The organism is Streptomyces sp. NPDC101160 (assembly GCF_044768205.1).
Taxonomy (GTDB): Bacteria; Actinomycetota; Actinomycetes; order Streptomycetales; family Streptomycetaceae; genus Streptomyces.
Genome location: NZ_JBIWPJ010000001.1, coordinates 26,592 through 48,037, shown reverse-complemented (window position 1 = coordinate 48,037; position 21,446 = coordinate 26,592). Strand labels below are relative to the sequence as shown.

The 21,446-nt window shown below is 70.0% G+C and carries 19 protein-coding genes and 3 pseudogenes; 10 read left to right on the top strand and 12 right to left on the bottom strand.

The window, feature by feature from the left end:
- Nucleotides 1–57 precede the first annotated feature (57 nt).
- Complete coding sequence (locus tag ACIRSU_RS00275) at nt 58–462, top strand: type II toxin-antitoxin system PemK/MazF family toxin (protein ID WP_403787399.1); 405 nt, start codon at nt 58–60, stop codon at nt 460–462.
- A 98-nt stretch (nt 463–560) separates the two neighbouring features.
- Here ACIRSU_RS00275 and ACIRSU_RS00270 read toward each other — a convergent pair whose 3' ends face one another.
- The 3 genes from ACIRSU_RS00270 to ACIRSU_RS00260 form a co-directional block, all read right to left on the bottom strand.
- Nucleotides 561–1,127: a hypothetical protein gene (locus tag ACIRSU_RS00270; protein WP_403789353.1), complete on the bottom strand. Its 567-nt coding sequence runs from the start codon at nt 1,125–1,127 to the stop codon at nt 561–563.
- A 132-nt stretch (nt 1,128–1,259) separates the two neighbouring features.
- A complete protein-coding gene (locus ACIRSU_RS00265) occupies nt 1,260–1,481 on the bottom strand; it encodes a hypothetical protein (protein WP_403787396.1) in 222 nt (73 codons plus the stop codon).
- Nucleotides 1,482–1,607: 126 nt separating this feature from the next.
- Nucleotides 1,608–4,541, bottom strand: a complete 2,934-nt coding sequence (locus ACIRSU_RS00260; RefSeq protein WP_403787393.1) for a BTAD domain-containing putative transcriptional regulator — start codon at nt 4,539–4,541, stop codon at nt 1,608–1,610.
- Between the two features lie 420 nt (nt 4,542–4,961).
- Here ACIRSU_RS00260 and ACIRSU_RS00255 point away from each other — a divergent pair, with 420 nt between their 5' ends.
- Both ACIRSU_RS00255 and ACIRSU_RS00250 read left to right on the top strand, forming a co-directional pair.
- Nucleotides 4,962–5,444 carry an RICIN domain-containing protein gene (locus tag ACIRSU_RS00255; protein WP_403787390.1) on the top strand — a complete coding sequence of 161 codons (483 nt, stop codon included), beginning with the start codon at nt 4,962–4,964 and terminating at the stop codon, nt 5,442–5,444.
- Between the two features lie 266 nt (nt 5,445–5,710).
- Nucleotides 5,711–6,118 (top strand): SgcJ/EcaC family oxidoreductase, encoded by a 408-nt coding sequence (locus tag ACIRSU_RS00250; protein WP_403787387.1) that lies wholly within the window; start codon nt 5,711–5,713, stop codon nt 6,116–6,118.
- 112 nt (nt 6,119–6,230) lie between these two features.
- Here the strand turns inward: ACIRSU_RS00250 and ACIRSU_RS00245 are convergent, their stop codons facing one another.
- Both ACIRSU_RS00245 and ACIRSU_RS00240 read right to left on the bottom strand, forming a co-directional pair.
- Nucleotides 6,231–7,124, bottom strand: coding sequence for a methyltransferase domain-containing protein (locus tag ACIRSU_RS00245; RefSeq protein ID WP_403787384.1), 894 nt, complete (start codon nt 7,122–7,124; stop codon nt 6,231–6,233).
- A gap of 500 nt (nt 7,125–7,624) precedes the next feature.
- On the bottom strand, nt 7,625–8,494 hold the full coding sequence (locus ACIRSU_RS00240; protein ID WP_403787381.1) for a D-alanyl-D-alanine carboxypeptidase family protein: 870 nt from the start codon (nt 8,492–8,494) through the stop codon (nt 7,625–7,627).
- A gap of 439 nt (nt 8,495–8,933) precedes the next feature.
- On the opposite strand from ACIRSU_RS00240, the pseudogene ACIRSU_RS00235 reads away from it, so the two are divergent.
- The 3 genes and pseudogenes from ACIRSU_RS00235 to ACIRSU_RS00225 all read left to right on the top strand — a co-directional run.
- Nucleotides 8,934–9,026, top strand: a pseudogene (locus tag ACIRSU_RS00235) (AAA family ATPase); the annotation flags it as partial.
- A 40-nt stretch (nt 9,027–9,066) separates the two neighbouring features.
- Nucleotides 9,067–9,474: a VOC family protein gene (locus ACIRSU_RS00230; RefSeq protein WP_403787378.1), complete on the top strand. Its 408-nt coding sequence runs from the start codon at nt 9,067–9,069 to the stop codon at nt 9,472–9,474.
- Nucleotides 9,475–9,555: 81 nt separating this feature from the next.
- Nucleotides 9,556–9,801 carry a hypothetical protein gene (locus ACIRSU_RS00225; protein ID WP_403787375.1) on the top strand — a complete coding sequence of 82 codons (246 nt, stop codon included), beginning with the start codon at nt 9,556–9,558 and terminating at the stop codon, nt 9,799–9,801.
- Between the two features lie 200 nt (nt 9,802–10,001).
- Here the strand turns inward: ACIRSU_RS00225 and ACIRSU_RS00220 are convergent, their stop codons facing one another.
- Complete coding sequence (locus ACIRSU_RS00220; protein ID WP_403787372.1) at nt 10,002–11,000, bottom strand: MFS transporter; 999 nt, start codon at nt 10,998–11,000, stop codon at nt 10,002–10,004.
- Between ACIRSU_RS00220 and ACIRSU_RS00215 the strand changes: the two are divergent.
- A pseudogene (locus tag ACIRSU_RS00215) lies at nt 10,966–11,223 on the top strand (Lrp/AsnC family transcriptional regulator); the annotation flags it as partial. The gene ACIRSU_RS00220 and the pseudogene ACIRSU_RS00215 overlap by 35 nt on opposite strands.
- 601 nt (nt 11,224–11,824) lie before the next feature.
- Here ACIRSU_RS00215 and ACIRSU_RS00210 read toward each other — a convergent pair.
- Nucleotides 11,825–12,451, bottom strand: a complete 627-nt coding sequence (locus tag ACIRSU_RS00210; RefSeq protein ID WP_403787369.1) for a TetR/AcrR family transcriptional regulator — start codon at nt 12,449–12,451, stop codon at nt 11,825–11,827.
- 47 nt (nt 12,452–12,498) lie between these two features.
- On the opposite strand from ACIRSU_RS00210, the gene ACIRSU_RS00205 reads away from it, so the two are divergent.
- Nucleotides 12,499–12,747, top strand: a complete 249-nt coding sequence (locus ACIRSU_RS00205; RefSeq protein WP_403787365.1) for a hypothetical protein — start codon at nt 12,499–12,501, stop codon at nt 12,745–12,747.
- Between the two features lie 94 nt (nt 12,748–12,841).
- Here ACIRSU_RS00205 and ACIRSU_RS00200 read toward each other — a convergent pair whose 3' ends face one another.
- Nucleotides 12,842–14,149, bottom strand: a complete 1,308-nt coding sequence (locus ACIRSU_RS00200; protein WP_403787362.1) for a N,N-dimethylformamidase beta subunit family domain-containing protein — start codon at nt 14,147–14,149, stop codon at nt 12,842–12,844.
- Between the two features lie 1,090 nt (nt 14,150–15,239).
- Here ACIRSU_RS00200 and ACIRSU_RS00195 point away from each other — a divergent pair.
- Nucleotides 15,240–15,751: pseudogene (locus ACIRSU_RS00195) on the top strand (transposase); the annotation flags it as partial.
- A 374-nt stretch (nt 15,752–16,125) separates the two neighbouring features.
- The gene (locus tag ACIRSU_RS00190; protein ID WP_403787359.1) at nt 16,126–16,560 is read left to right on the top strand and encodes a hypothetical protein; all 435 of its coding nucleotides are present in this window, start codon (nt 16,126–16,128) and stop codon (nt 16,558–16,560) included.
- 269 nt (nt 16,561–16,829) lie between these two features.
- On the opposite strand, the gene ACIRSU_RS00185 is transcribed toward ACIRSU_RS00190, so the two are convergent.
- The 4 genes from ACIRSU_RS00185 to cutA all read right to left on the bottom strand — a co-directional run bounded on the left by ACIRSU_RS00185 (nt 16,830) and on the right by cutA (nt 20,772).
- Nucleotides 16,830–17,099, bottom strand: coding sequence for a hypothetical protein (locus ACIRSU_RS00185; protein WP_403787356.1), 270 nt, complete (start codon nt 17,097–17,099; stop codon nt 16,830–16,832).
- Nucleotides 17,096–18,343: a sensor histidine kinase gene (locus ACIRSU_RS00180; RefSeq protein WP_403787353.1), complete on the bottom strand. Its 1,248-nt coding sequence runs from the start codon at nt 18,341–18,343 to the stop codon at nt 17,096–17,098. Before ACIRSU_RS00180 ends, ACIRSU_RS00185 begins: the two co-directional genes overlap by 4 nt.
- A gap of 323 nt (nt 18,344–18,666) precedes the next feature.
- A complete protein-coding gene (locus tag ACIRSU_RS00175) occupies nt 18,667–20,313 on the bottom strand; it encodes an alpha/beta hydrolase (protein ID WP_403787351.1) in 1,647 nt (548 codons plus the stop codon).
- Nucleotides 20,314–20,577: 264 nt separating this feature from the next.
- Nucleotides 20,578–20,772: a divalent cation tolerance protein CutA gene (cutA, locus tag ACIRSU_RS00170; protein ID WP_403789352.1), complete on the bottom strand. Its 195-nt coding sequence runs from the start codon at nt 20,770–20,772 to the stop codon at nt 20,578–20,580.
- Nucleotides 20,773–21,446 lie beyond the last annotated feature (674 nt).

Genomic DNA, 21,446 nt, shown 5'->3' with positions numbered 1-21,446 from the left:
TCCGTGTCCCGCACGGGGCACGCAGCGTTCGCCCGCCGTCTCGTGCCAGGAGGACACATGCAACGCGGTGAAGTCTGGTGGGTCGACTTCGACGAGCGACGCCCGGTCGTGCTGCTCTCGGACGAGGAGTCATCCGGGTTTCAGGCGATGCAGGTCGTCGCGCCGGCGGGCGTCGACATCGGCGGCCTGGGCGTCGAAGTGGCCGTAGGAGCCCCGGAAGGACTGCCCTTCGAAGGCGTGCTGCGGTTCGCGTTCCCGCGTCCAGGCCTTACTCCGTGCACATGGCAGACCACCGTGGCCCGGGACGACCTGATCGAGCGGGCGGGCGTGTTGTCCTCCGTGAAGCTCAGCGAGGTCGGAGAAGCCCTCCGTGCCGCTGGAGAGACGAGGGAATGGACCCCGTTGGCCGCTGTCAGGATCAGCGAGATCAAAGATGCCCGCCGTCTCGAAGGACTTGAGTAGCGGACGCCTGTGCTGCGCAGCTCGGTCTCGTCGACGACTCACCGCTGCCCTCGCTCCACCCCACTCCAGCAACAAGATCACGATCTACGGCTGGAGTACTAGCCGTCCCTACGGCCGTAGCGTTCCCTGTGCCACGCCACTTGCCCGGCGGTCATGGACGACGAGATCTTGTGCACGTCGCCGACGAGGTCGTTGCCGCGCCGTCGATGCCGCCCCCACTCGCGTTCCCGGAGGGCCGTCACGGACACCTGGGATGCCGGCTGCCAGTGCAGGGTGAAGGCCGGGGCGTTGGCGTCCGGGACGTCCTCCAGGCGCAGGCCGCGGTTCGCCAGCAGATGGCGCAGTTTGTCGAAGCGGAGGTGACGGTCGAAGCGGCCGTACCGCTCGCGAATCGCCTTGTTGACGATGCTGCTGCCCCAGTACGAGAGCCGATGCACCTGCAGGGAGAAGTGGTGCCCCTCCCACGGGTGGTCGGGTGATTCCCGGAGCCAGAAGAACTCGACCAGTCCGTAGTCGCGCCACATGCTGTGGTCGTCGAGGGAGTTCTCGGCGAAGTCGGGACCCAGGAGGGCGGTGACCTGGTCGGGACTGTCTGTCGGTTTGGCGCCGAGCACCGTTCCGGACGTGACCACGTCGACGTAGAACGCGAGGGAATGCGGAGTCAGCTGCTCTCTCCTTGATCGGGTTGACGAAGCCGGGAAGCCATGAGGCCGGGAGGCCGGGAAGCCAGGAGGCCGGGAAGGCCGCCCCCAGCGTATGTGGCGACACGGGTGACGCGAAGATCCGACCGGCAGGCCCTACGCCCGGTTGCGTGGGTGGTTGCGCGCCGTGCGCTCGTTGCCGTGCTTGTAGGCGCCGGTCCAGCGGGCCATCACCAGTTGGGCGTCCCCCGCCTCGACCTCCCCAAGGAACTTCTGGGCACGCGCGCCGCGCAACGTACCGGCCGGACGGCCCTGGTGGGTGATGGTCACGGTGCCGTCAGGGCGGTGGGTAAAGACGAATCCGAAGGGTCTTGGCATGGCCGGGATAGTAGGCAGCCCGGCCCGGAATCCGCATCCGCATTTCGATCAGCGAGTACGGGCGTCGCGTGCAAGGTTGCCCGGAGGGGGCGTGGTTCGGGCCGGGCGAGCCGGTCCTGGCCTCGGTCAGGGCGATGACGGTCGCGCTGGAGCCTGCGTCTGGTTCATGTCGCCGATCGTCTGCCACAGCCGCAGCGCCCGCCCACGGTGCCGGCGCGCCAGGTCGTGGACGCCGGCGGCGGCGTCCAGGTCGCCGATCAGTTGCCAGCACGCGGCCTCGTCCTGACGGTCGCCGTGCCGGTGGAACAGGTCCGCCGCGCGCTCCAGCGCCGGGGTCGCCCGGTCCCGGTCGTGCTGACCGGCGTACACGCGGCCGACTTCCAGCAGCGTGTACGCGGCGCACCGTTCGTCGGCCAGTTCCTCGAAGGTGGCCAGCGCCTGCCCCAGGCAGCTCAGCGCCTCGTCCGGATCACCGCGCCGATCGTGCAGCCGGCTGAACCGCCGCAGTACGACCGCCACCCGATGCCCGTCGTCCAGCGCCCTGGCCTGGCGCAAGGCCTCGTCGAACCAGGACGCCGCCTCGTCGAGTCCGCCCTGCATGAGCCGCATGACGGCCATCGAACAGGTCAACTGTGCTTCGAGGTGCCGGTCGCCCTCGCTGACCGCCATGGCCAGCGCCTGCTCGACAAGCTCGACGGCTTCGTCGTCACGGCCCTGCACCCGGCTGACCGTGCCCAGCATCGCCACCGACAACGCCTCGCCGCGTTTGTCCCCGCCGTCCTGACACAGCTCGACGGAGGACTCCAGGGCACGGGTCGCCCCGTCGAACTCGTCCCGGTAGATGTGCAGTTGGCCGAGACCGCGCAGCAGAACCGCAGCGCCGCGCAGGTTGCCGGCGGCCTCGGCCGCGTCCAACGCGAGCCGGTGCCCGTGCTCCCAGTCCTGATACAGGCACCGGTGGTCGTAATAGGTCACCGGACCGGCCGCCAGCTCCCAGGCCAACTCGTCCAGTCCCCAGTCCACGGCCAGCTTCACCGCACCGAGCAGGGTGTCGCGCTCCGCGTCGAACCAGCCGACCGGGTCGGCCGTCAGCCGCTCCACGACCGCGTCGGGCAGCGACAGGCGCGGCGCCGAACCGGGCTCGCCCATCAGCAGTCCGGCCGGCATCCGATCGGTGGCGCGCCCGGTCAGGTCGAGCCAGGTGGACAACACCCGGACCATCGCCTCCCGCTTGTCCGCGGCCGGCAGCTGGGCGGCGATCTCCACCGCACAGGTCCTGATCAGGTCGTGCAGCCGGTAGCGCGGCTGGCCGAGGGAGTCGGTGGCGGTGAGCCGCACCAGGCTGGCGTCGACGAGGGTGTCCAGCACCTCATCGGCGTCCGGGCGATCCAGCAACGGACCGACCACCCAGCCCGGCAGCGTGTAGGCACCGAGCAGACCCAGCAGGCTCAGTGCGCGCACCGCGTCGGCCGGCAGCAGCCGCAGGCTCAGCTCTATGCTGGCTCGCACGCTGAGATCCCCGACCCTCAGCTCGGCCAGCCGCCGGGACTCGTCCTCGATCCGTTCCCGCAGCACCCGCAGCGACCAGGCCGGGCGGCCGGTGAGCTTGGCGCTGGCGATCCGGATCGCCAGCGGCAGGTTGCCGCAGCAGCCGAGGATCGCGTCGGCCTCCGCCGGTTCCCCCTCGACACGCCGCCGCCCGACGATGCCGGTGAACAACTCCCGCGCCTCGGCCGGGCTCAGCACGTCCAGGTCGATGTGCCGCGCGCCGGGAAGCTGCGTCAGCAGAGTGCGGCTGGTGATCAACACCGCACAGCCGTCGGCCCCCGGCAGCAACGGCAACACCTGATCCGCGGGACCGGCATCGTCCAGCACGACCAGCATGCGGCGGTCCGCCAGCAGGGACCGGTAGAGCGCGGCCCGCTCGGACAGGCCGTTCGGGATCGCGCTGCCGGCGACCGAGAGCGCGCGCAGCGCCTCGGCCAGCATCAGCCCCGGGTCCCGGGGCTCGTCCGATGTGGCGGCCAGGTTGAGGTAGAGCTGTCCGTCGGGGAACGAGGAACTCGCCAGCCGCGCGGCGTGCGTCACCAGGCAGGACTTGCCGACACCGGGACCGCCCACGACGACGACCACCGGGACCCGGTTCGGCGCCGACCCGTCGAGCAGCCCGGCGACCTCGGCCAGCGGCTCTGTCCGGCCCACGAAATCGGGGACATCGAGCGGCAGTTGACGCACCGGCATGGCCATGGTCGGCCCGCCGGCCGCCGCTTCGGGACTTTCCGGCGGTGTGTGCGAGGGACCGCTCGCCGGGACCGGAGCCGCCAGAGCGGGATCGGCGTTCAGGATGCGCTGATGCAGCGCCTGGAGCGGCGGGGCGGGATCGACGCCGAGTTCGTCGGCCAGTGTCCGGCGCAACCGCTCGTACACCTGCAGCGCCTCGCCCTGCCGCCGGCACCGGTAGAGGGCGACCATCAGGTGTTCGGCCACGTGCTCGTCGTAGGGGTGCGCACCGAGGAGGGCGGCCAGTTCGTCGACGACCTCCCGATGACGCCCCAGGTCGAGTTCGATGCTCAGGCACAGTTTGTGCGTGGCCGCGCGCTTCTCGTTCAGCAGTGCCGCATCGAGCTCCAGGACCCGGCTGGAGATGTCGACCAGGGCGTCGCCGCGCCAGCAGGCCAGCGCCCGCCGGAGCGCGACAGCTGTCTCGTACGGGGCCTTGTGCCGTTCGGCGAGGCGCCGCTCCTGGTCGAACGCCAGCAGGTCGAGCTGATCCGGAGTCAGATGGATCTCGTAGCCGCCACGCCGCGTGCTGATCAAGGACGCGGGTGCTCCGAGCGCGGCGAGGTTGCGGCGCAGCCCGGACAGAGCGTCCTGAACCTGACGGACCGCGGTCGCGGGTGCCTGCCCGTCCCACATCACGGCGACCAGCCGCTCCATGGCGACGAGGTTGTTGGCGTCGACCAGAAGCGCGGCCAGCATCTTGGCCTGCCGCGGTCCGTCGAACCCGACCTCGCGCCCGGAGATCTGGGCGCGTAACGCCCCCAGTACGCCGAACCTCATGCTCCCCCCGGCACTTGACGATCAGCGTCGATACCCCCGGCCGACCTCGCACTAGGACGAATCTAGGACGGCCGACGGAGACGTGTCCATAGCGTCGCAGCAGCGGGGCTCACCGAAGACCAGTGGGCGGGCGATGCGTGCGGAGCACGCCTGCGGATTCCGCGCTTGAGGCGACCAGGGGAGGCGGCCGGATTGATCAATGCCAGGCACGACTCGTCCGTCGCGCCTCTCGGCCGGTCGACGGCGTGCATTCGTTTACGGGGGACGAGGACGGCGCACGACATGACGCCTCGTCGCCGACTGGCGCGAGAGACTCCCCGACCGAGTTGCCTGCTACGGCGCCTGCGCGCCGCGGTGCGACCGGAAGCGTCTGCACGGCCCCACCAGCGCACGACTCGTCAGATTGAGGAGACCGGAACCATGTTCAAGCTCCGAAGCACCCGACGCGCCCTCGCAACGGCCGCCGCCACGCTCGCGCTCGCCGCCGGCGTCAACGTCGCCACGGCGGGCAGTGCCAGCGCCGCCTGGCGGAACGGCGAGATGTACAACTTCGCGAAGAGCCAGTGCCTCGACGGGGGCGGCGGCTGGGTCAGCACCTGGGACTGCAACGGCTCCCCGGTGCAGATCTGGCAGGACATCGCCGCGTCTACGGAAAGCACCTACCAGCTGCGCGACGGCGCGGGCCTGTGCCTCGACGGCGGTCAGAGCAACGGCCTGTTCTCGTGCAACGGCGGCGACTGGCAGAGGTGGACCGTCGAGTACGCGGGCTCCGCCGGCGGCCGTACCTACTACCGCTTCCGCTGGGCACACGACGCCTCCAAGTGCCTGGACGGCGGCCAGAGCCGCCAGGCGATGTGGTTCCCCTGCAACGGCGGGGCATGGCAGATGTGGTCCTGGAACTGACCCAGGCTGACGGTGCCGCCCGCCGGTCCCGGCGGGCGGCACCGGAGCGCCGTAGCTCGGCGACCGTCGCGCACGCCAAGCTCTGCGAAGCCCGTACGCCCGCCGGCCCGGCTCCGGTGAGGCGCAGCGCACACCTGCGAGAGCTGCCTGGCCTCCCTCGACGAACGGCGCTGTGGGCCCGTACAACTCCTCGATCCTCCCCAGGACTTGTCCGGGCGATCTCGGCGTCTGCGGCCCTTGACCTCAAGCTGACTTGAGGTCTCAGGATGATCTGCATGAACACCGAAACCGAAACCGCAGACATCAAGGCCATCGAACAGGTGGTGGCTGCGGTCGAGCGCACTCAGCGTGCCAAGGACGTCAAGGGTTTCCTCGCGCTCTTTCACCCCGACGCCCTCTGGACGACTGCCCACGGCAAGGTCCTCATCGGCTTCGACGCGATCGCCGAGTTCACCCGCGCCGTCCTGCCCAGCGCGAGCTGGGACGGCAAGGTCACCTACGAGGCAGTGCACACGCAGTTCTTGCGGCCCGACGTGGCCGCCGTCAAGGTCCGGCAGGTGTACCACTCGGCAGAGGGCAACACGGAGGGCGCCCCTCTGTACGTCATGACCAGGCAGGGGGACGGGAGCTGGTTGCTGCACGCCTGCCAGAACACCGAAGTACGGGTCGATTGAGGACCCGTCAGAGCGATCACGTACGGAGCCAGATGACCACAGCTGTGGCTGTGGCGGTGCCGAGGGTCAGCGACCCAGGCGCGGAGTAGTCACATGATCGGCCGGCCAAGTCCTAGCCGAGGGCCGGAGGGCGTTCGGCCGGACGGCGTCCCCACGCCGTGATCAGTGGTGCGAGTGTCAGGTCGAGTTCGCCCGCGTCGATGGCGGCCAGGTGTGCGTCGATCTCGGCGTCGTCGGCCAGGCCGGCCGCGATCAGCTCGCCGCGCACGTGCCGGATGGTCGCCGCCTCCAGCCGGTCACAGGCACGCCCGCCGACCGGAAAAGTGCCTGCCGCGGCGACATCCACCAAGCCGGCCTCACGCAGGGCCCGCGGCAGCGTCCGCCCGTAGCGCAGGTCCGCGCCGCGGCGCACCAGCAGCTCCCGGACCGCGTCGCGCAGCCGGTTGGCCCGCTGTTGTGCTGGGCCGCTTTCGTCGAGGCATGCCAGTGGCTGCAGAGCGGTATCGGCGTCCTCGACCAGCAGCCAGCCGCCGGGCCGTAGCGCTGCCGCCATCGTGGCCAACGCGCGGGCCCGGTCGGGTACGTGGACCAGCACGAGCCGGGCGTGCACCAGATCGAACGTCCCCGGCTCCGGGGGCGGATCAGCGGCGACGTCGTGCCGGCGCACCTCGTACCCGTCGCCTGCCTTCAGCCACGACGGGTTGATGTCCGTGGCCAGCACGTAGCCGGTCGGACCCACGGCCTCCGCGAGCGCCTCGGGGATTCCGGGGCCGCCGGCCCCCACCTCCCAGCAGCGCGAGCCGGCCCCGACCCCCAGTCGATCGAAGTGCCCGCGCGTCACACCGTCGAACAGCTCGGCCAGCCAGACGAATCGCTCGCCCGCCTCGGCGCGCGCGTTGTCCAGCAGGTACCCGCGTGCGGGAGCGGACTCTCCGCCGGGCGAGTCAGTCCCGCCTGTCGGATCCGGTGGGCCATCGACGTGCGGCGGGCGGGGCGACGAGGTCATGACTCCATGGTCGACCTTCTCAGGCCACCGGCGCTACGACGACGGGGGAGGGATATGTCACCCAGTCGGCGAACTCCCCAGTCCTGCAGCACAGTTCGTGCACCGCCATCGTGGCCGTTCACCGCAAGGGCTCGGCCAGGAGTCGGCGAGTCGAGAGAAGAGCAAAGTGACTGCTGTGACTCGTTTGGTGACCTTTGTGGATCTGGACATGCTGCCACGGACGCCCGGCATACGTCGGTGACCGCACGGCTTGAGGCTGTACTCGCAGATGACCGCAGCCTGGTGCTGCTGGACGACCGAGGGTGGAGCTGGATCTCATCGGCTCCGATGGACACCCTGTCGCGCAAGGAATCGCTCCGCTGCTCCCGCGCAAGCTGTGCGGGAGCAACGGAGCGCTTCTTTATCTCCCCCGGGCCGCCCGTTACGCCACAGACCGTCGGCTGAAAGGGCAGCAGCCCGAGGCGGGACCGACGCTGTCGTGCATACGGTCCCGTTGCCGGTTACTTCGCGAAGCCGTAGTCCAGCAGCTTCTTCACGTCGGCCGCCCGGTTCGCCTCGTTCGGCGCACCGAGCACCGCCCCGATGACCGTCTTGCTACCACGGGTGGCCGCGAAGACGAGGCAGTACTTCGCCGTCGGACCTGAACCGGTCTTCACACCGATCGCGCCGCTGTAGGTGCTCAGGAGCTTGTTGGTGTTGGTCCACGCCATGTACCGGTAACCGCCGGTCTTGGTGGTCACCTTCTGGCTCGTGGACTTCGTCTTGACGATGGTGCGGAACGTGGAGTCCTTCATCGCGCTGCTCGCGATCTTCGTCAGATCGCGAGGGGTCGAGTAGTTCGACCCGTTGCCTATCCCGTCGAACGAGTCGAAGTGCGTGTTCGTCAGGCCCAGCCTCCTGGCCTCGGCGTTCATCTTTCCGATGAACGACTTGACCCGGTCCGCGCGCGTGGAGCCGGTACCGAACTTGTCGGCCAGCGCGTAGGCGGCGTCACACCCCGACGGCAGCATGAGGCCGTAGAGGAGCTGCCGGACCGTCACCTTGTCCCCGACGATGAGGTGTGCCGAGGAGGCGTTGTTGGCGACGATGTAGTCGCTGTAGGCCTTCTGGATCGTGACCTTGGCGTCGAGGTTGAGGTTCGTCTGGGCCAGTACCACCTTCGCCGTCATGATCTTGGTGGTGGAACCGGTCGACCGGCGGCTGTCCGCGGCCTTCCCGAACAGCGTCGTGCCCGTCCCGTTGTTCATGACGAAGCCGCCCGGAGCGGTGATGGACGGGGCGGGCGGCGTCGCGGCCTGCGCCTGCCCGGCGAAGAGGCCGCCGGCCAGCACGGCCGAGGTCGTGACCGCGACGGTCACGGCACGGCGCACACCCAGTGTCGTAGTTATCAAAATGCTCTGCCCTTGGTAGGAGTCGCTGTCGTACGGGTCCGCCGGGTCCGCACAAGCTTTGCGCGAGCGGCGAAGGCCAGCCGACCGGGTTCTGCCGGTCGGTGCCCGCGCCTGGCGGCGGGCCCGGCGCACAGAAGATGCACGAGGAGGCCCAAGGGTTGTACGGCTGGGGCAGTGATCTTCCTTGCATTCCGACGCCCACCGCGGACAGAGGACGGCTGTCGACCTGGCGGCCTCCCCGCAAACGCTTCGACGACGCGCACGGAGCGCCGTACCAATGGGACGTGCGGGCTGCGGCCTGCCTCATCGCCAGACGTCGGGAGCGGTTGCGGAGACGGTGGTGAGGCGGGTGGCGGGCCGCGCCGGGCCCGGCAGCGGGTGGCCGGGCCGCTCCTCGCGGGCTGTGCTGCGGGGAGCGGTCCCGTCCGAGGAACTCGCCGTCTGCGACGACTGCCGCTTCCGCCAGGGCCTGAGACTCTCGAAACTGCCGCACCACAAGACGCTCGGCGAGTAGCTCGTCTGCAAGGGGCATGAGCGGGCACACGGAGGTCATGACCGTTTCCAAGACCGGCATCCTCGTCCTCGACAGCACCGACCCCGAACCCCTCGCCCGCTTCTACGCCGAGCTGCTCGGCGCCACCGTCGAGCCGAGCGGTGGAGACCCCGACCTGCTGTTGATCTCCGGCGCCACCGGAATCGTCCTGGGCATCCACCGCGACCCCGGCCACGCGCCACCGAGCTGGCCGCGGCCGGACGACTCCCTGCAGGCCCATCTCCGGATCGTCGTGGCCCCCGACGCGCTCGACGAGGCCGAGCGCGAAGCGGTCTCCCTGGGTGCACGCCCGGTGGCCGCCGAACAGAACGGCACCCGAACGGACCGGCGCACCGATGTGCGCTGCTTCATGGATCCGGCCGGGCACACCTTCGTACTGGCCCCCACGCACGGTGTTTCACCGTGACGCCGATGGGCAGCCGCTCCACGTGGCGCCCCTCCGTGCGAGGCGGCGGCACGAGATGTTCGCGCGGGACAGGAGGAGACCATGGGCCACCACGAACGCCGACGCACACTGCCCGCGGACACGCCGCCACGGACCACCCCCTCCAAAGCCGTCGGCGAAAGCGGCGACACAGAGGCGCGCCGGGAGGCCGAGGAGGCGGAACAGGGCCGCCGGGTGGAGGACGCGGACGACGAGCGCGGCATGACTGCCAAGCGCCAGTCCCCGGGCGTGGGGCGCGAGGAACAGCGCCGACCGCTCGGCCACAGGGGCGACGCCGAGAGGGACTAGGGACGGTCTCTTTGAACCGTCCGTGAGATCGTCGTGCTCGTGCCGAGGGCTGGCGAGGATTTCCACTCGTCCCAGGGGTCGTTCGGGTCGGTGATGCGTCGGTGATGCGTCGGAGATCCATGTCGGAGATCCATGAGGACGGCATCGTCGAGCTGCTGCTCTGCGGGCCGCCCCCCGCAGTAGCAACAGCTGCCTGGCCTTCAGTCTGCCTTCCCCGCCGGGCGGGGAAGGCACAGGGCCGCCGCGAGGCCGAGCAGGGCGACCCCGGCGCCGACCGTCCAGACGGTCCGGTAGCCGGGGAGGTTGTCGTCCTGTGCGGCCAGGATTGCCGCAGTGGTGGCCGAGCCGGTGGCGATACCCAGGCTGACGAGCAGTTCGAACAGGCCCTCGGGGGCGGCGGTCTCCTCGACGCGCACGCCGTCGATCACCAGGACCCGGGTCGCGCCCGTGATCAGCCCCAGCCCGGTTCCCGCGAGGGTGAGCGCCGCCGCGACCTCGACCGCGGTGGAGGGCCGCAGCAGCATGACCATCGTGCCCGCGACCAGCAGCGCGGCGCCGGTCACGGTGACCCGCCGGAAGCCGGCGACCCGTCCGAACCGGCTGGTCAGCGCGCTGGACGCGGCCATCGCACCGAAGGCCGGAAGCAGGACCAGCCCTGCGGCGGCGGGTTTCAGTCCGAGCCCGCCACGGTCCGTCAGGTAGGCCGTGTAGGAGACGTGGCCGCCGATGACGACGAAGTTCACGCAGCAGCCGACCGCGAACACCGGTAGCAGGCGCGGCCGGAACAACCGGCGTATGTCGATCAGCGGTGTGGCGGAGCGCAGTTGGAGCGCCGCCCAGGCGGCGACCAGCAGCAGGCCGGTGCCGAGGCAGGTGAGCGTTGCGGGTGCGGTCCACCCCGAGGCCGTGCCCTGGTGCAGTGCGAGCACGGCCAGCACGAGGCCGGCCGACAGCAGCGCCGACCCGGCCCAGTCGACGCGGCCTGCCGCAGGCACTTCAGCGGACGGCTCGTCGCGGGGCACCGTGCCCATCAAGGCGAGCCCCGCGAGTGTGCCGACGGTGGGTGCCAACAACGCCGGCACGGGGCCGGCCGCGTGCAGCAGCAGGGAGGTGCTCACGCTGCCGAGCAGTAGGCCCAGCATCAGCGCCCCGGACAGGTAGGGGCTGCGCGCCCACCATGCCGAACTGCTGGTCACCACGTACGGCGACGGCAGCCGCTGGCGCCTGGGAACCCTAAAGCTGGCCCAGCGCGAGACCGCGATCGGCGACACCGCGGCCCGCGACGAGCCGGTCCGGCGCCTGGACGAACTCGACGAGCAGCTGATCCGCATGCTGACGACCGACGCACGCCTGCCGACCACTGAGCTCGCCACGCGCCTCGGGGTGAGCGAACCGACCGCACGGCGCCGTCTGGGCCGGCTGATGGCCGACGGGCGGATGCGGATGCGTTGCGAGGTCGCCCAGTCGGTCTCCGGCCGGCCGGTGACTGCCGTGCTCCGCTGCCGCGTGCCGGCGGCGCAACTGGACAGCGTGGCCCGCTCCGTCCCGGCGCTCCCGGAGATCAGGCTCAGCGTCGGCCTGACCGGACCGGAGAACCTGCACCTGATCGCCTGGCTCCGCGACGTCTCCGGGCTCCCCGCACTGGAAGCGTCCCTGGCTGCCCGCTTCCCCGAACTCGCCGTGGCGCGCAGCGCGGTGTCACTGCACACCCTCAAGCACATGGGCCGACTCCTCGTCGAGCGCGGCCTGGCCATCGGCTCGACGCCGGTGGACATCTGGCGACCCGACCCCCGGCGGCACCACGGCACGACCGGCCGGGGACGGTCCCCGCAGGGGAGCATCCAGCAGGACCCGCCGGCGGCCCAGCGACCGTACCCGAGATACCGAAGCCGAAGAAGAAGGCCCCGGCCACGAAGACCGCGGCCACGAAGACCGCGGCCACGAAGACCGCGGCCGCGAAGAAGGCCCCCGCCCCCAAGACGGCGGCGAAACAGACCACCGCGTCCCGGCGCCGCAAGTCCGCCTAGCGGAGGACCTGCTCGATGTAGTGGTCGAGGACGCGTTCGGCGGCTTCCGGGGTGCGGTAGCCGAGGGCGATGTCCACGCCGAGGCTGGTGGCGAGGGACCAGCAGATGTCGGCGTCGGTACGTCCCTCGCCGTGCTGCTCGCTGCCCCGCTCCTCCCGGGCCGCCGTGATGAGGCCGGCGGTGAAGGTGAGCAACTCGTCGTCGCCCGGTGCCAGGACCTTGGCCATCGTCGGATCGGAGGCCGCCCGGCCCGCAGCCGCCAGCGCGAAGCGCATCAGCCGCGAGCTCTCCTCGGCCGGGCTGATCAGAGCGTACAGACAGGCGCGGAGGACGGTCTCCGGGCTGGTCGTGTCGGCGGCGGCGACCGCGTTCTCGATGGTGGTGTTCACGGCCCGTACGGCCCGGTCCAGGGCGTCGCGGATCAGGGCCTGCATGGAGGAGTAGTAGTGCTGGACCTGGCCCATGGAGACGCCCGCCTCCTCGGCCACCTTGCGCAGCGACACCTGCTCGATGCCGCCGCGCACGGCCAGCGACCAGACGGCCTCGACGAGACGCGTCCTGCGCGCTTCGTGATCCACGATCTTCGGCACGATGCCGCCGCCTTCCCTCGTCACCTTCACCATGCGATCGCATTGCAAAACCGAGCACCATCGGTTTACAGTGCAAGTGCATGGTAAACGGCAACCAGGCTGAGGAGAAACTCATGAAATACGGCCTCTACCAGGCCCTGGGCATGGCCCTGCTCGTCATCGGAGCCCAGGGCGCAATCCGCCAGCTCGTCGACCACGACAACGCCGGCCTGCTGGGCTGGCTACCGGGAGGCTTCGCCGCGAGCATCACCGTGTACGTACTGGCCGTCGTGACCGGCGCGGTCATCGCGGGGCGGGCTCACGGTGCTCGAAAGGCGGCTGACGGCTGACCCGGAGCGGGGCATCTGCCCAGGCGCCCTCACCCGCCACACCTCCCGCCATCCGGCGAAATGCCAGGTCAGACAGCGAAATCCTGCTGGAGTACTAGGCCGGCCGAGCGGGATCTGGTGGGTTCCGGCCGCCGTAGTGGTGGGCTACGTTGTCCTGTGCAGGCCGTGTGTGGCCCGCCGGGCCGGCGGCGAAGGCGCGCAGCACGTTTTCTGTCACAGTCCGGGTGAACGTTCCCGCCTTCCCGTCGAGCCCGTGGTTCCCCCTCCCGCCGTCCCGGGCTTCGAGGGCCTCCACCCACCGCATCGTGCCTGTCGTGAACAGCCCGGCTCCCGAGGGCAGCGAGGCGTATACCGTGTCCGCGGAGCTCGCCAGGCCCTTGCACAGCACGGGGGAGTGGGCCAGGATTTCCGCCGGCCGCGGGGTCGGGTACCGCAGGTCGATCCGGTCGTACTCCACGCCCACCAGGTGTGCGAAGGTGTCGCCGGCCGCCGCGCCGGTGCCGGTCAGCAGCCAGTGGTCCGGGTGGGTCACCACGTATGGCGCGTCGACCGGGTACCCGTCGTAGAGCACTCCCAGCAGCGCGCTCTCCGGTTCGGGCAGCGGAGCGTGGCGGAACTCGTGTGTGGGCGGCAGTCCCTGCTGGAACCCGGGGTCGCGGGCGTAGTCCGTTTTGTAACAAACCATCACCCGCTGGGGTCCGACGGCGGAGGGCTCGAAGCGGACCCGTCTGTAGCAGCAGTTGGCCCCGAAGACGGCGAGGTTCGTGCCGCGGTCGCGGGCTGCGGCCACGTGCCGGCGTTGCTCGGGGCTCCAGTACTCGTCGTGTCCTGGGGAGAGCACCGCCCGTGCCCCGTGCAGCAGTTGCGGTTCGCGCGCCAGGTCCGGACCCGTGGCGTAGGCCAGCGGCAGCCCGATCCGCTCGGCCATGCGCAGCAGGGGCTCCTCATAGCGGGGGAACTGTCCGGCGCCGTGCGCGCTGCGGTACGGCCGGTCGAAGCTGACGGCGAGCGAGCGCGAGGCATACCGACTGTCGGGCCCGCCATAGAGGTCCGCGTTCCCCCAGCGGTTGTAGGCGTGCCAGGTGCCCACGGCGTTGACGAACACCGACCGGCCAGCGGTGGACGCTGAGCGCACGGTCAGAGGGACGTATCGCTGGGCGGGCTTTCGTGCGCCCACCGCGTCGAGCCGCAGCAGGTAACAGCCTTCCGGCCAGCCCGCGGTGGACAGCTGCGTGGTCTGCTCCCAGTCCGCGTATGCCATGCGCGTGTCCGGGCTTGTCCGGGCCGGCTGCTGAAGCTGCCCGGGCAGTTCCCCCGAACGCCACACCAGGCGTGCCCCGGCACCCCCGTACCAGCCGATGCGGAAGGCCGTCACGGTGAAGCGGGGCGCGGTCGTGGACACACGCAGCCCGACCGTGCCACCCGGCGGCACAGAGCATTGATCGGCGAAGCCTTCGAGGGCGCGGGCCGTTCCTGGGGTGGTGATCCGCCAGGCGGTCGCACCAGGCAGACGGTTCTCCGCGCGAACGTCGAGGCCGGGCCCCGTGCCGTGGGCCGGGGAGGCGGCAGTGGCGAGCGTGCCGCAGGCAGCGGATGCCGTGCTTCCCCGGCCCGCGGTCGCCGCCCCGCCGAGGGCCAGGGCAGCCGCCGCCCCCAGGACCTGCCGACGTCCGGGCCCTGCCGCAGACACGGGTACGGCCGAGGGTCCGCACCGCGTTGGGCGGGCGTCACCAGCTCTTTCCACGGCATCTCCTCCATCGCAGGTGGCCACCGTAAGCCGCTCCGGCGAGATGCCGGAGGATCCCGCGCGCAGGTGTGCCACGGACGGGCGCTTCGCGCACTGGAAGCGTCCGCACGCCACCCTGCTCACGGCTGTCTTCGCCTTCGGCCTGCACACGTTCCACCACGCTCGGCCCGGTCCTCTTGCGCCTGCGCCTGATGCGCACCGCGAGATCATCCGCGCCTGGCGCGACTCCGGCTATGCCGGACGGCTCGTGACCTGGGCATGCAGTCTCCGAACCTGATCTTGAAGACAGTCAGCCAGCTGAGGAATGCTCCAGTACCGGCTGACGCCCCGTCGGGTCGTACCGCCGAGGAGGGTCGTACCGCCGCGGAGCTTCGTGGCCCCGCCCCGCCGCCGAGTCGTCGAACGCTCGATCGCCTGGATCATGTACGCGCGCTGGCACGCACCCGACCACGAATCGACCAGGTCGAACATCGAACCCCTCCCCAGCTGCTGACTGCGATGCCAGAACACGGTCGGTCCGCAAACTGGTCGATCACCTGCGCAGGAACATAGCCCGGTCCGTCCGGATCGGCCGCGAGGCCTTGCGGTCCCTACTGGCACGCCACGGGATCACCGGCCAGCGGACGAAGACCTGGAAGACGTCCCCGGAAGCGGCGCTCGGCGCCAAGCTGGAACGGATTGAGTACGCGGTCAATGGGCGCGCCCGGACCGCACGTTCGCCTTCGACGGGTTCGGGCCGCTTGGCATGCGTCCCACCGCCGGCTCCTGTTGGCAGAAGCAGAGCAGCCCCCGACCGACTGCCTGGCGTGCCGAACGGAGAGGGAAGGGTCTGGACATCGGCCGGTTGCCCGAACACGACCTGCGCCGGATCATGGACGCCATCCGCTACGTCGACCGGACCGGGATCCCCTGGGGTACCTGCCTCACGACTTCGCCCCATGGGAAACCGTCTAACCAGCTCAATGGTCTCCTGCGGCGCCTTGTCCGGAAGGCCGAAGGCCGCAACGCCGAGCCGAGTGCCTGCGTCCTGGACGCCCAGAGCATCAAAACCTCCGCGAACGTCCCGGCCACTGGCCAGGGCATCGACGCCGGCAAGAAGATCGCAGGCGCAAACGCCACATCGGTGTCGACACACTCGGCCTTCTCCTGACCGCGCTGGTCACCGCTGCCAGCGTCTCCGACAATGCCGGCGGCAGCCATGTGCTCTCGGACATCGCCGCCGACCATCCCCGCATCACCAAAGCATGGGCCGACACGAAGCCGCTGGTCCTTCACTGCACTGGACGGTCTCGACCGGGTAGCGTGAGGCACAACACCAACCCCGCCTTGGGAAATGAAGTGCAGGATGCACCTCCTGGACGACCTCACCGGTCTTTCCACTCGTGCAAGAAATCTGCTTGAACGCACCGGTCGGCGGGAGCATCCGACTGAGCGCCGACTCTCAACGGAGTTCCTTCGGATCCGCGACCGCTTCGGCCGGCCGATCCCCACGCCCATGTTGCTCGTGATCCGCCGCGAGGGATTCGAGCAGAGGTACGGCGGGCTCCCGCTATCAAGTCCGAAGCAGTTTCACCGTCGAGGGCGAGCGCCACGAAGTGCTCCGTGACTGGCACTACGACCTTGGTCAGGGCATGTGGACCGACTCCGCCCGCAGTTGGTACTTCGACTGGTTCGGCGAACGCGTCTCGTCTCCGGTGCGCTACCTGGTGCACACCAACGGATCCGTCGGAGTCGACGACGGAGGTGGTGCGTTCCTCGAAATCGCCCCGTCTATTCCGGCCCTCATCGAATCCCACGCGCTCACCGACATGGTCTCGACCTGGGACCGCACCACCGTCGAGATCGACAGCTTCGTGCTCGCCCAGCAGTTGGACGGCCTCACCGACGTTCCCGAGGCCTCAGGCCGCACCATCCGTTGGCGGGTTTCCGCCAACGTGGTGGTTCAGGAGTTCCAGCACTGGAGCAGCCAGGCATCGCGTCATTGGCGTGCATTCGTCTGGACCCAAGGCGAAGCCGGCCGACACCAGGTGGAAGAGGCCACTGTCCGAACAGTGGCGCAGCCATAGATGATGCCCCCCGGATGACGGCTGCTGCTTGACAGAACTGATTCCACAGAACGCCCCGGCCCACCGTTGGTACTTCACCTGGTGGCACGACGACGGCACCGTCGAACGCATCCATGACGCCCTGCGCGAGCGCGTCCGGGCGGCCGACGGCAGGGATGCAGAACCGACTGCCAGGCTGATCGACTCGCAGTCCGTCCGCAGCGCAGACACAGTCCCGGCCGCGACCAGAGGCATCGACGCGGGCAAGAAGGTCAAGGGACAACGAATGATCAAGCGCGGACCTCGGCGCCAAGTACTGCGAGAGCGGCACTACCGGTGTCCCCGGCCGGCGTCGGCGAATCTGCATCGCCGCCCGTACCCTCTCGTTGGTGAGGCCAGGTGACGTCCGGGCGTCCGTCAGGGCGAGTCCGGGCCGGTGCTCCGCCGCTGCCGCCAACGGCGCCTTCCGCGTCGTCGGCTTCCGCGGCGGCCTGGAACCCGCCCGTCTCCAGCGCCTTGATCAGGCCGACCGGCAACAGCACCGATTCCTCGGCGATCACCGCGCGCAGGGCAGCTCCGCGGTGATGGTGGTGGGCCCGCCCACAGGGCTGCTGATGTGGAAGGCTCCGTCGAGGGACGCTATCCGCTTGGCCAGCCCGGTCAGTCCCGTGCCGGCGGCGGTGTCGGCACCGCCCAGCCCGTCGTCGGTAACGCGTATGCGCAGCATCTGGCCGACCTGATTGACTGTCACCTCTGCGCGCGTCGCGTTGGCGTGCTTCGTTGCGTTGGTCAGCGCCTCGGAGATCACGAAGTACGCGGCTGACTCCACGTTGGGCGCCACCCGCTCCTCCAGGCTGACCTGCAGCCGCACCGGCAGGGGGGTGCGGGCAGCCAGCCCGGACAACGCCGCGTCCAGACCTCGGTCTTCGAGCACGGCCGGGTGCAGCCCCCGCACCAGGTCGTTGAGTTCGGCGATCGCCTCCTTCGCCTCCAGGTGCGCTTTCGCGATCAGCTCGCGGGCATCACTCGGCAGGTCCGGGCGGGTGGCCATGGCCAGACCCAGGTTGACCGCGAGAGACACCAACCGCTGCTGGGTGCCGTCGTGCAGGTCGCGCTCGATCCGGCGGCGCTCCGCGTCGACGGCCTCGATCAAGTCGGTCCGGCTCACGGCCAGCTGATCGACCCGTTCCTGGAGCCGCTGCGCCCGGCTGGGCCCGAGCAGGCCCGACGCCAGCCGCGCCTCGGCCCGGGCTACTGCCCGAGCGGTCCAGGGCAGGGCACATAGCAGGAGGAGTCCAGCCGCTGTGTAAGCCGGCAGCTCGGTCAGGTAGCCGAACCCGTCCTGGCGGATTGCGGTTGGCAGCGTCCATGACCAGGCGTAGACGGTGACGCCCGCCAGGCCCGCCGCTGCCACCGCGAGCACCAGCAGCTCCAGCAGTGCGAGCAGCGGCCCCAGCACGAGGTGGTAGCCGATCTTGCGCCACGGCCGCGTCGCCGCGAGCCACCGGGTCGTCGAGGCCCACGTCCATTGTTCTGGCGCCGTGGGGGTGAGCCGGGGGACGTCCACACCGATGAGTACCTGGTAGCGAGTCCGCTGAACGGCCGTCAGCATCGGGGTGCCGAGCAGGACCAGGGCGGCCGATAGGGAAACCGTAAGGAGCCAGTTCCCCGTCCTGGCGGTAGTCGTCGCCGCCCAGGCCCACACGGGCACCATCGCCAGGTGCGGCAGCAGACCAGCGGCAAGAAAGCCGGTGTCCCGCCGCGCCCGGAGAACCGTGCGTCTCAGTCCAGCTGGAATCGTCATGGCACGACGCTAGGGCACCGCAGGAGGACGGTGCCATGAAGCCTGTACCCGATCTCATGGTGAACCTAGGTGCACTGTCGTCGAGCACCGGCTCGCTGAAGTCGGCCGGCTGGGGGTGGCCGAGCGGGCGCGTCCAGTACCTCCGAAGCTCGCCGGGGGCGGAACGCCACACTGTTCCGCCGGTATCGAGGCCCGCAGCGCCGACCTGGACCTTCGCGGGAGAGCGGCGACGTCTGTGCGGCAGGCCCGAGCGATGCGCAGGGGGCCCACAGGCGCGGTGACCGGCGGTTCAGCCGTCACCGCGCCCGCGGTCTACAGGTGTGTCAGGCCGTCGGCACGGGGAACGGGTCGAGGTCCGGCGTGAGGACCTGTCCAGGCTTCGGCGCGGTCTGGTCCACCAGGTAGGAGGTCACCAGCGCGTTGAGCGCCTTGCTGCGGCCGACCGCGCAGTGCTCGATCATGTCGACCGTGACCAGGACGGAGTTGCCGAGCTCCCGCTGCATCTTCTGGGCGAACCTGTACTGCGTGGCCGGGTCGAAGGTGTTGCCGATGACCATGACCGGGTTGGCGGTCCGCTTGTTCCACGGGCCGGTGTACCGCTCGGAGGCGCGTGCGGGCGACGGCCAGGTCGCGCACGCGGGCGAGTCGTAGGCCTGGTAGCGGCCGAAGGTGGGCGCGTCCAGCTCCCAGGCGCGAGCCAGGTTCGCGAAGGCCTTGGGATTCGTCGGGTACGGCTTGTCCTGGCAGTTGACGCCGAAGTAGGAGTCGTCGGCGGTGTACGGGGAGTCGGCGGGCGCCTCGCGCAGTGCGGCCGGGGCGACCTTGGCCAGCCGGTCCGCCTCGTCCGAGGACACTCCCTGGGCCACCGTGACGCCGAAGCCCGGCCGCGGGTTGATCACCTGGTCCAGCGCCTGCAGCGAGCGCGCCAGCGGCGCCAGTCGGCTCTGCGCGTACAGGGCGTTGGCCACCTGACTGGTGAAGCTGCTCAGCGTGACCGTCTCGCCACTCGGCAGGGTTACCGGGCTGGTGCGCAGATGGTCGCGGATCGCGTCGAACCTGGCGCGGGTGTCGCCCTCGGCGAATGCGCAGCGCGGCGCGCCGGCGGCCGTGCAACGCTTGAGGAACTCGTCCAGGGCAAGCTCGAAGCCGCCCGCGGCGCGCTGCCGGTCGTACTCGAGACCGTTGTGCAGGCGAAGCTGCGGGTCGACGTTGCCGTCGATGATGACGGCCCGCACCTTGTCCGGGTACATGTTGGCGTAGGTGGAACCGATCAGCGTGCCGTAGGAGAAGCCGGCGAAGGTGAGCTGCGCGTCGCCGACGGCCTGACGCATCCGGTCGAGGTCGCGCACCACGTTGATGGTGGACATGTGCCGGATGAGCGGACCCGCGTTACGGGCGCAGGCATCGGTGTAGTCCTTGGTGGCCGCGAGGGTGTCGTCCACCTCCGTCGGCGTGACGGGCACACCCGTCATCCGGCCGAAGACCGCGTCGGCCTCCTCCTTCGTACCGAAACACCGCAGCGGGTTGCTCCGCGCGACGCCGCGCGGGTCGAAGCCGATGAGGTCGAAGCGTTCCAGGACCTTGGGCTCGAAGCGGGTCGTGGTGGCCCACAGGTATCCACTGCCGCCGGGACCGCCGGGGTTGAGGAACAGCGAACCGATGCGCTTGGCCGGGTCGCCGGCCCGTCGCCGCAGCATGGCGATGCCGATCTTCTCGCCGGACGGGTTCGCGTAGTCCAGCGGCACCGGGTAGACGGCACAGTCGTAGATCTTGGGATCGGGCTTGGACGGGTCCGGGTTGCAGGGCGTCCAGACCACCGGGTCGACCTGCTCCGCGGCGGTGGCCGGGGCGGTCTGCGGGATCGTTTCCCCGACAGCCTTCGCGGGCGCCGCCGAGGCTGTGACGGCACCGCCGGAAACAAGGGCGACCGCGCTGGTGAGCGCCACCGCCAGAGTGGATATGCGAGACAAAGAACCTCCTCCTGATTCTCAAGCCCGGTCAGAATGGCAGTAGTTGGAGAACCGGTAAAGGCGGCCGAGTATCTGCCCGTCGGTCCGCCTCCCGATTCTGATGGATCATCCAGGCCTGTTCGGCCCGCTCAGCGCGGCTCCCAGGGCGGTCGCCGGGAGCGAAGGCAGCTGCGGCACGGTCCGTCGTGGCAGCTCTCGCGTCTTTTCTCCTGCTGAAGAGCGGGGCGCAGCCGCCCCCTCAAAGCCGGGTCAGCGTCCCTGGTTCTATCGGCTCCCTCCCTCCTGAGTGTGGAGCGGACGCCGATGACGAACGTCGACGATTCCGACCACCCATGACAGATGGGCATCGGAGCCGCCTGTCACCGGCAGTGTGATCCACTCCGGGACCTCGTAGCCGTGCTTCTGGTGGACCGATGACTGGAGCTCGGGCCGCCGCTCGACCGTCGTCTTGTACGAGATCCGCCGTTCCTCAGCGGTCTCGATGTTGTTCTTCCACCGGCAGATGGCGATGAACGGCTGGTCGATGTGCCGCCGGCGGCCAGCCGGGCTTCGACCGCCCCTCCCCGTGCGAGTGCCTTCGATTTGTCCACCTCATCGATGGTCGTCTGAGACGGACCAGGATCGCCTCGTGCTTCGGACGGAGGATCACCGACGCGATGTTCACCAGCCGCCGGTAGGCGATGTAGTGCCGCAGCGCCGCCACCTCCACCTCGCCCCACGCCGTGAGCGCCTCGGCCGGCTCCGGTGAGATGCGGCTTTACAGCGATGCGCTGCACAGGCCCCATCCCACGGCTGCCGACTTGTGTCGCCGTCACCTCGCCGCTGCCTCCGAGAAGGAATGATCCGCCAACCCGGCGAACCTTCCCCGTCAGAGCACTAGGCCGTTTCCTTCGGATCATCTGGCCAGCCGGCTGATCCGAGAGCGTCGATCTATCCGCTACCCCCGAGAACTGTCACGGATCTTTTCGGTCTTTTTTGCACCTCTAGTACCCTGAGGCCACTTTTGGGACGAAGCGGGGCGGAAATTAGTCATAGTCCCGCGATGTGACGCCGCCATGTGAACAAACTGCGTAGGTTCTGGGCTCGGCTCGGGATGTCCTGTGGCGCCCGGCCACAAAGTTCGTCCACAGCAA

Excerpts from the sequence above, each read along its gene's own strand:
- ACIRSU_RS00275 (WP_403787399.1), top strand. The coding sequence starts at position 58 with ATGCAACGCGGTGAAGTCTGGTGGGTCGACTTCGACGAGCGACGCCCG.
- ACIRSU_RS00265 (WP_403787396.1), bottom strand. The coding sequence starts at position 1,481 with ATGCCAAGACCCTTCGGATTCGTCTTTACCCACCGCCCTGACGGCACC.
- ACIRSU_RS00260 (WP_403787393.1), bottom strand. The coding sequence starts at position 4,541 with ATGAGGTTCGGCGTACTGGGGGCGTTACGCGCCCAGATCTCCGGGCGC.
- ACIRSU_RS00255 (WP_403787390.1), top strand. The coding sequence starts at position 4,962 with ATGTTCAAGCTCCGAAGCACCCGACGCGCCCTCGCAACGGCCGCCGCC.
- ACIRSU_RS00250 (WP_403787387.1), top strand. The coding sequence starts at position 5,711 with ATGATCTGCATGAACACCGAAACCGAAACCGCAGACATCAAGGCCATC.
- ACIRSU_RS00245 (WP_403787384.1), bottom strand. The coding sequence starts at position 7,124 with ATGACCTCGTCGCCCCGCCCGCCGCACGTCGATGGCCCACCGGATCCG.
- ACIRSU_RS00230 (WP_403787378.1), top strand. The coding sequence starts at position 9,067 with ATGACCGTTTCCAAGACCGGCATCCTCGTCCTCGACAGCACCGACCCC.
- ACIRSU_RS00225 (WP_403787375.1), top strand. The coding sequence starts at position 9,556 with ATGGGCCACCACGAACGCCGACGCACACTGCCCGCGGACACGCCGCCA.
- ACIRSU_RS00210 (WP_403787369.1), bottom strand. The coding sequence starts at position 12,451 with ATGGTGAAGGTGACGAGGGAAGGCGGCGGCATCGTGCCGAAGATCGTG.
- ACIRSU_RS00205 (WP_403787365.1), top strand. The coding sequence starts at position 12,499 with ATGGTAAACGGCAACCAGGCTGAGGAGAAACTCATGAAATACGGCCTC.
- ACIRSU_RS00190 (WP_403787359.1), top strand. The coding sequence starts at position 16,126 with ATGTGGACCGACTCCGCCCGCAGTTGGTACTTCGACTGGTTCGGCGAA.
- ACIRSU_RS00180 (WP_403787353.1), bottom strand. The coding sequence starts at position 18,343 with ATGACGATTCCAGCTGGACTGAGACGCACGGTTCTCCGGGCGCGGCGG.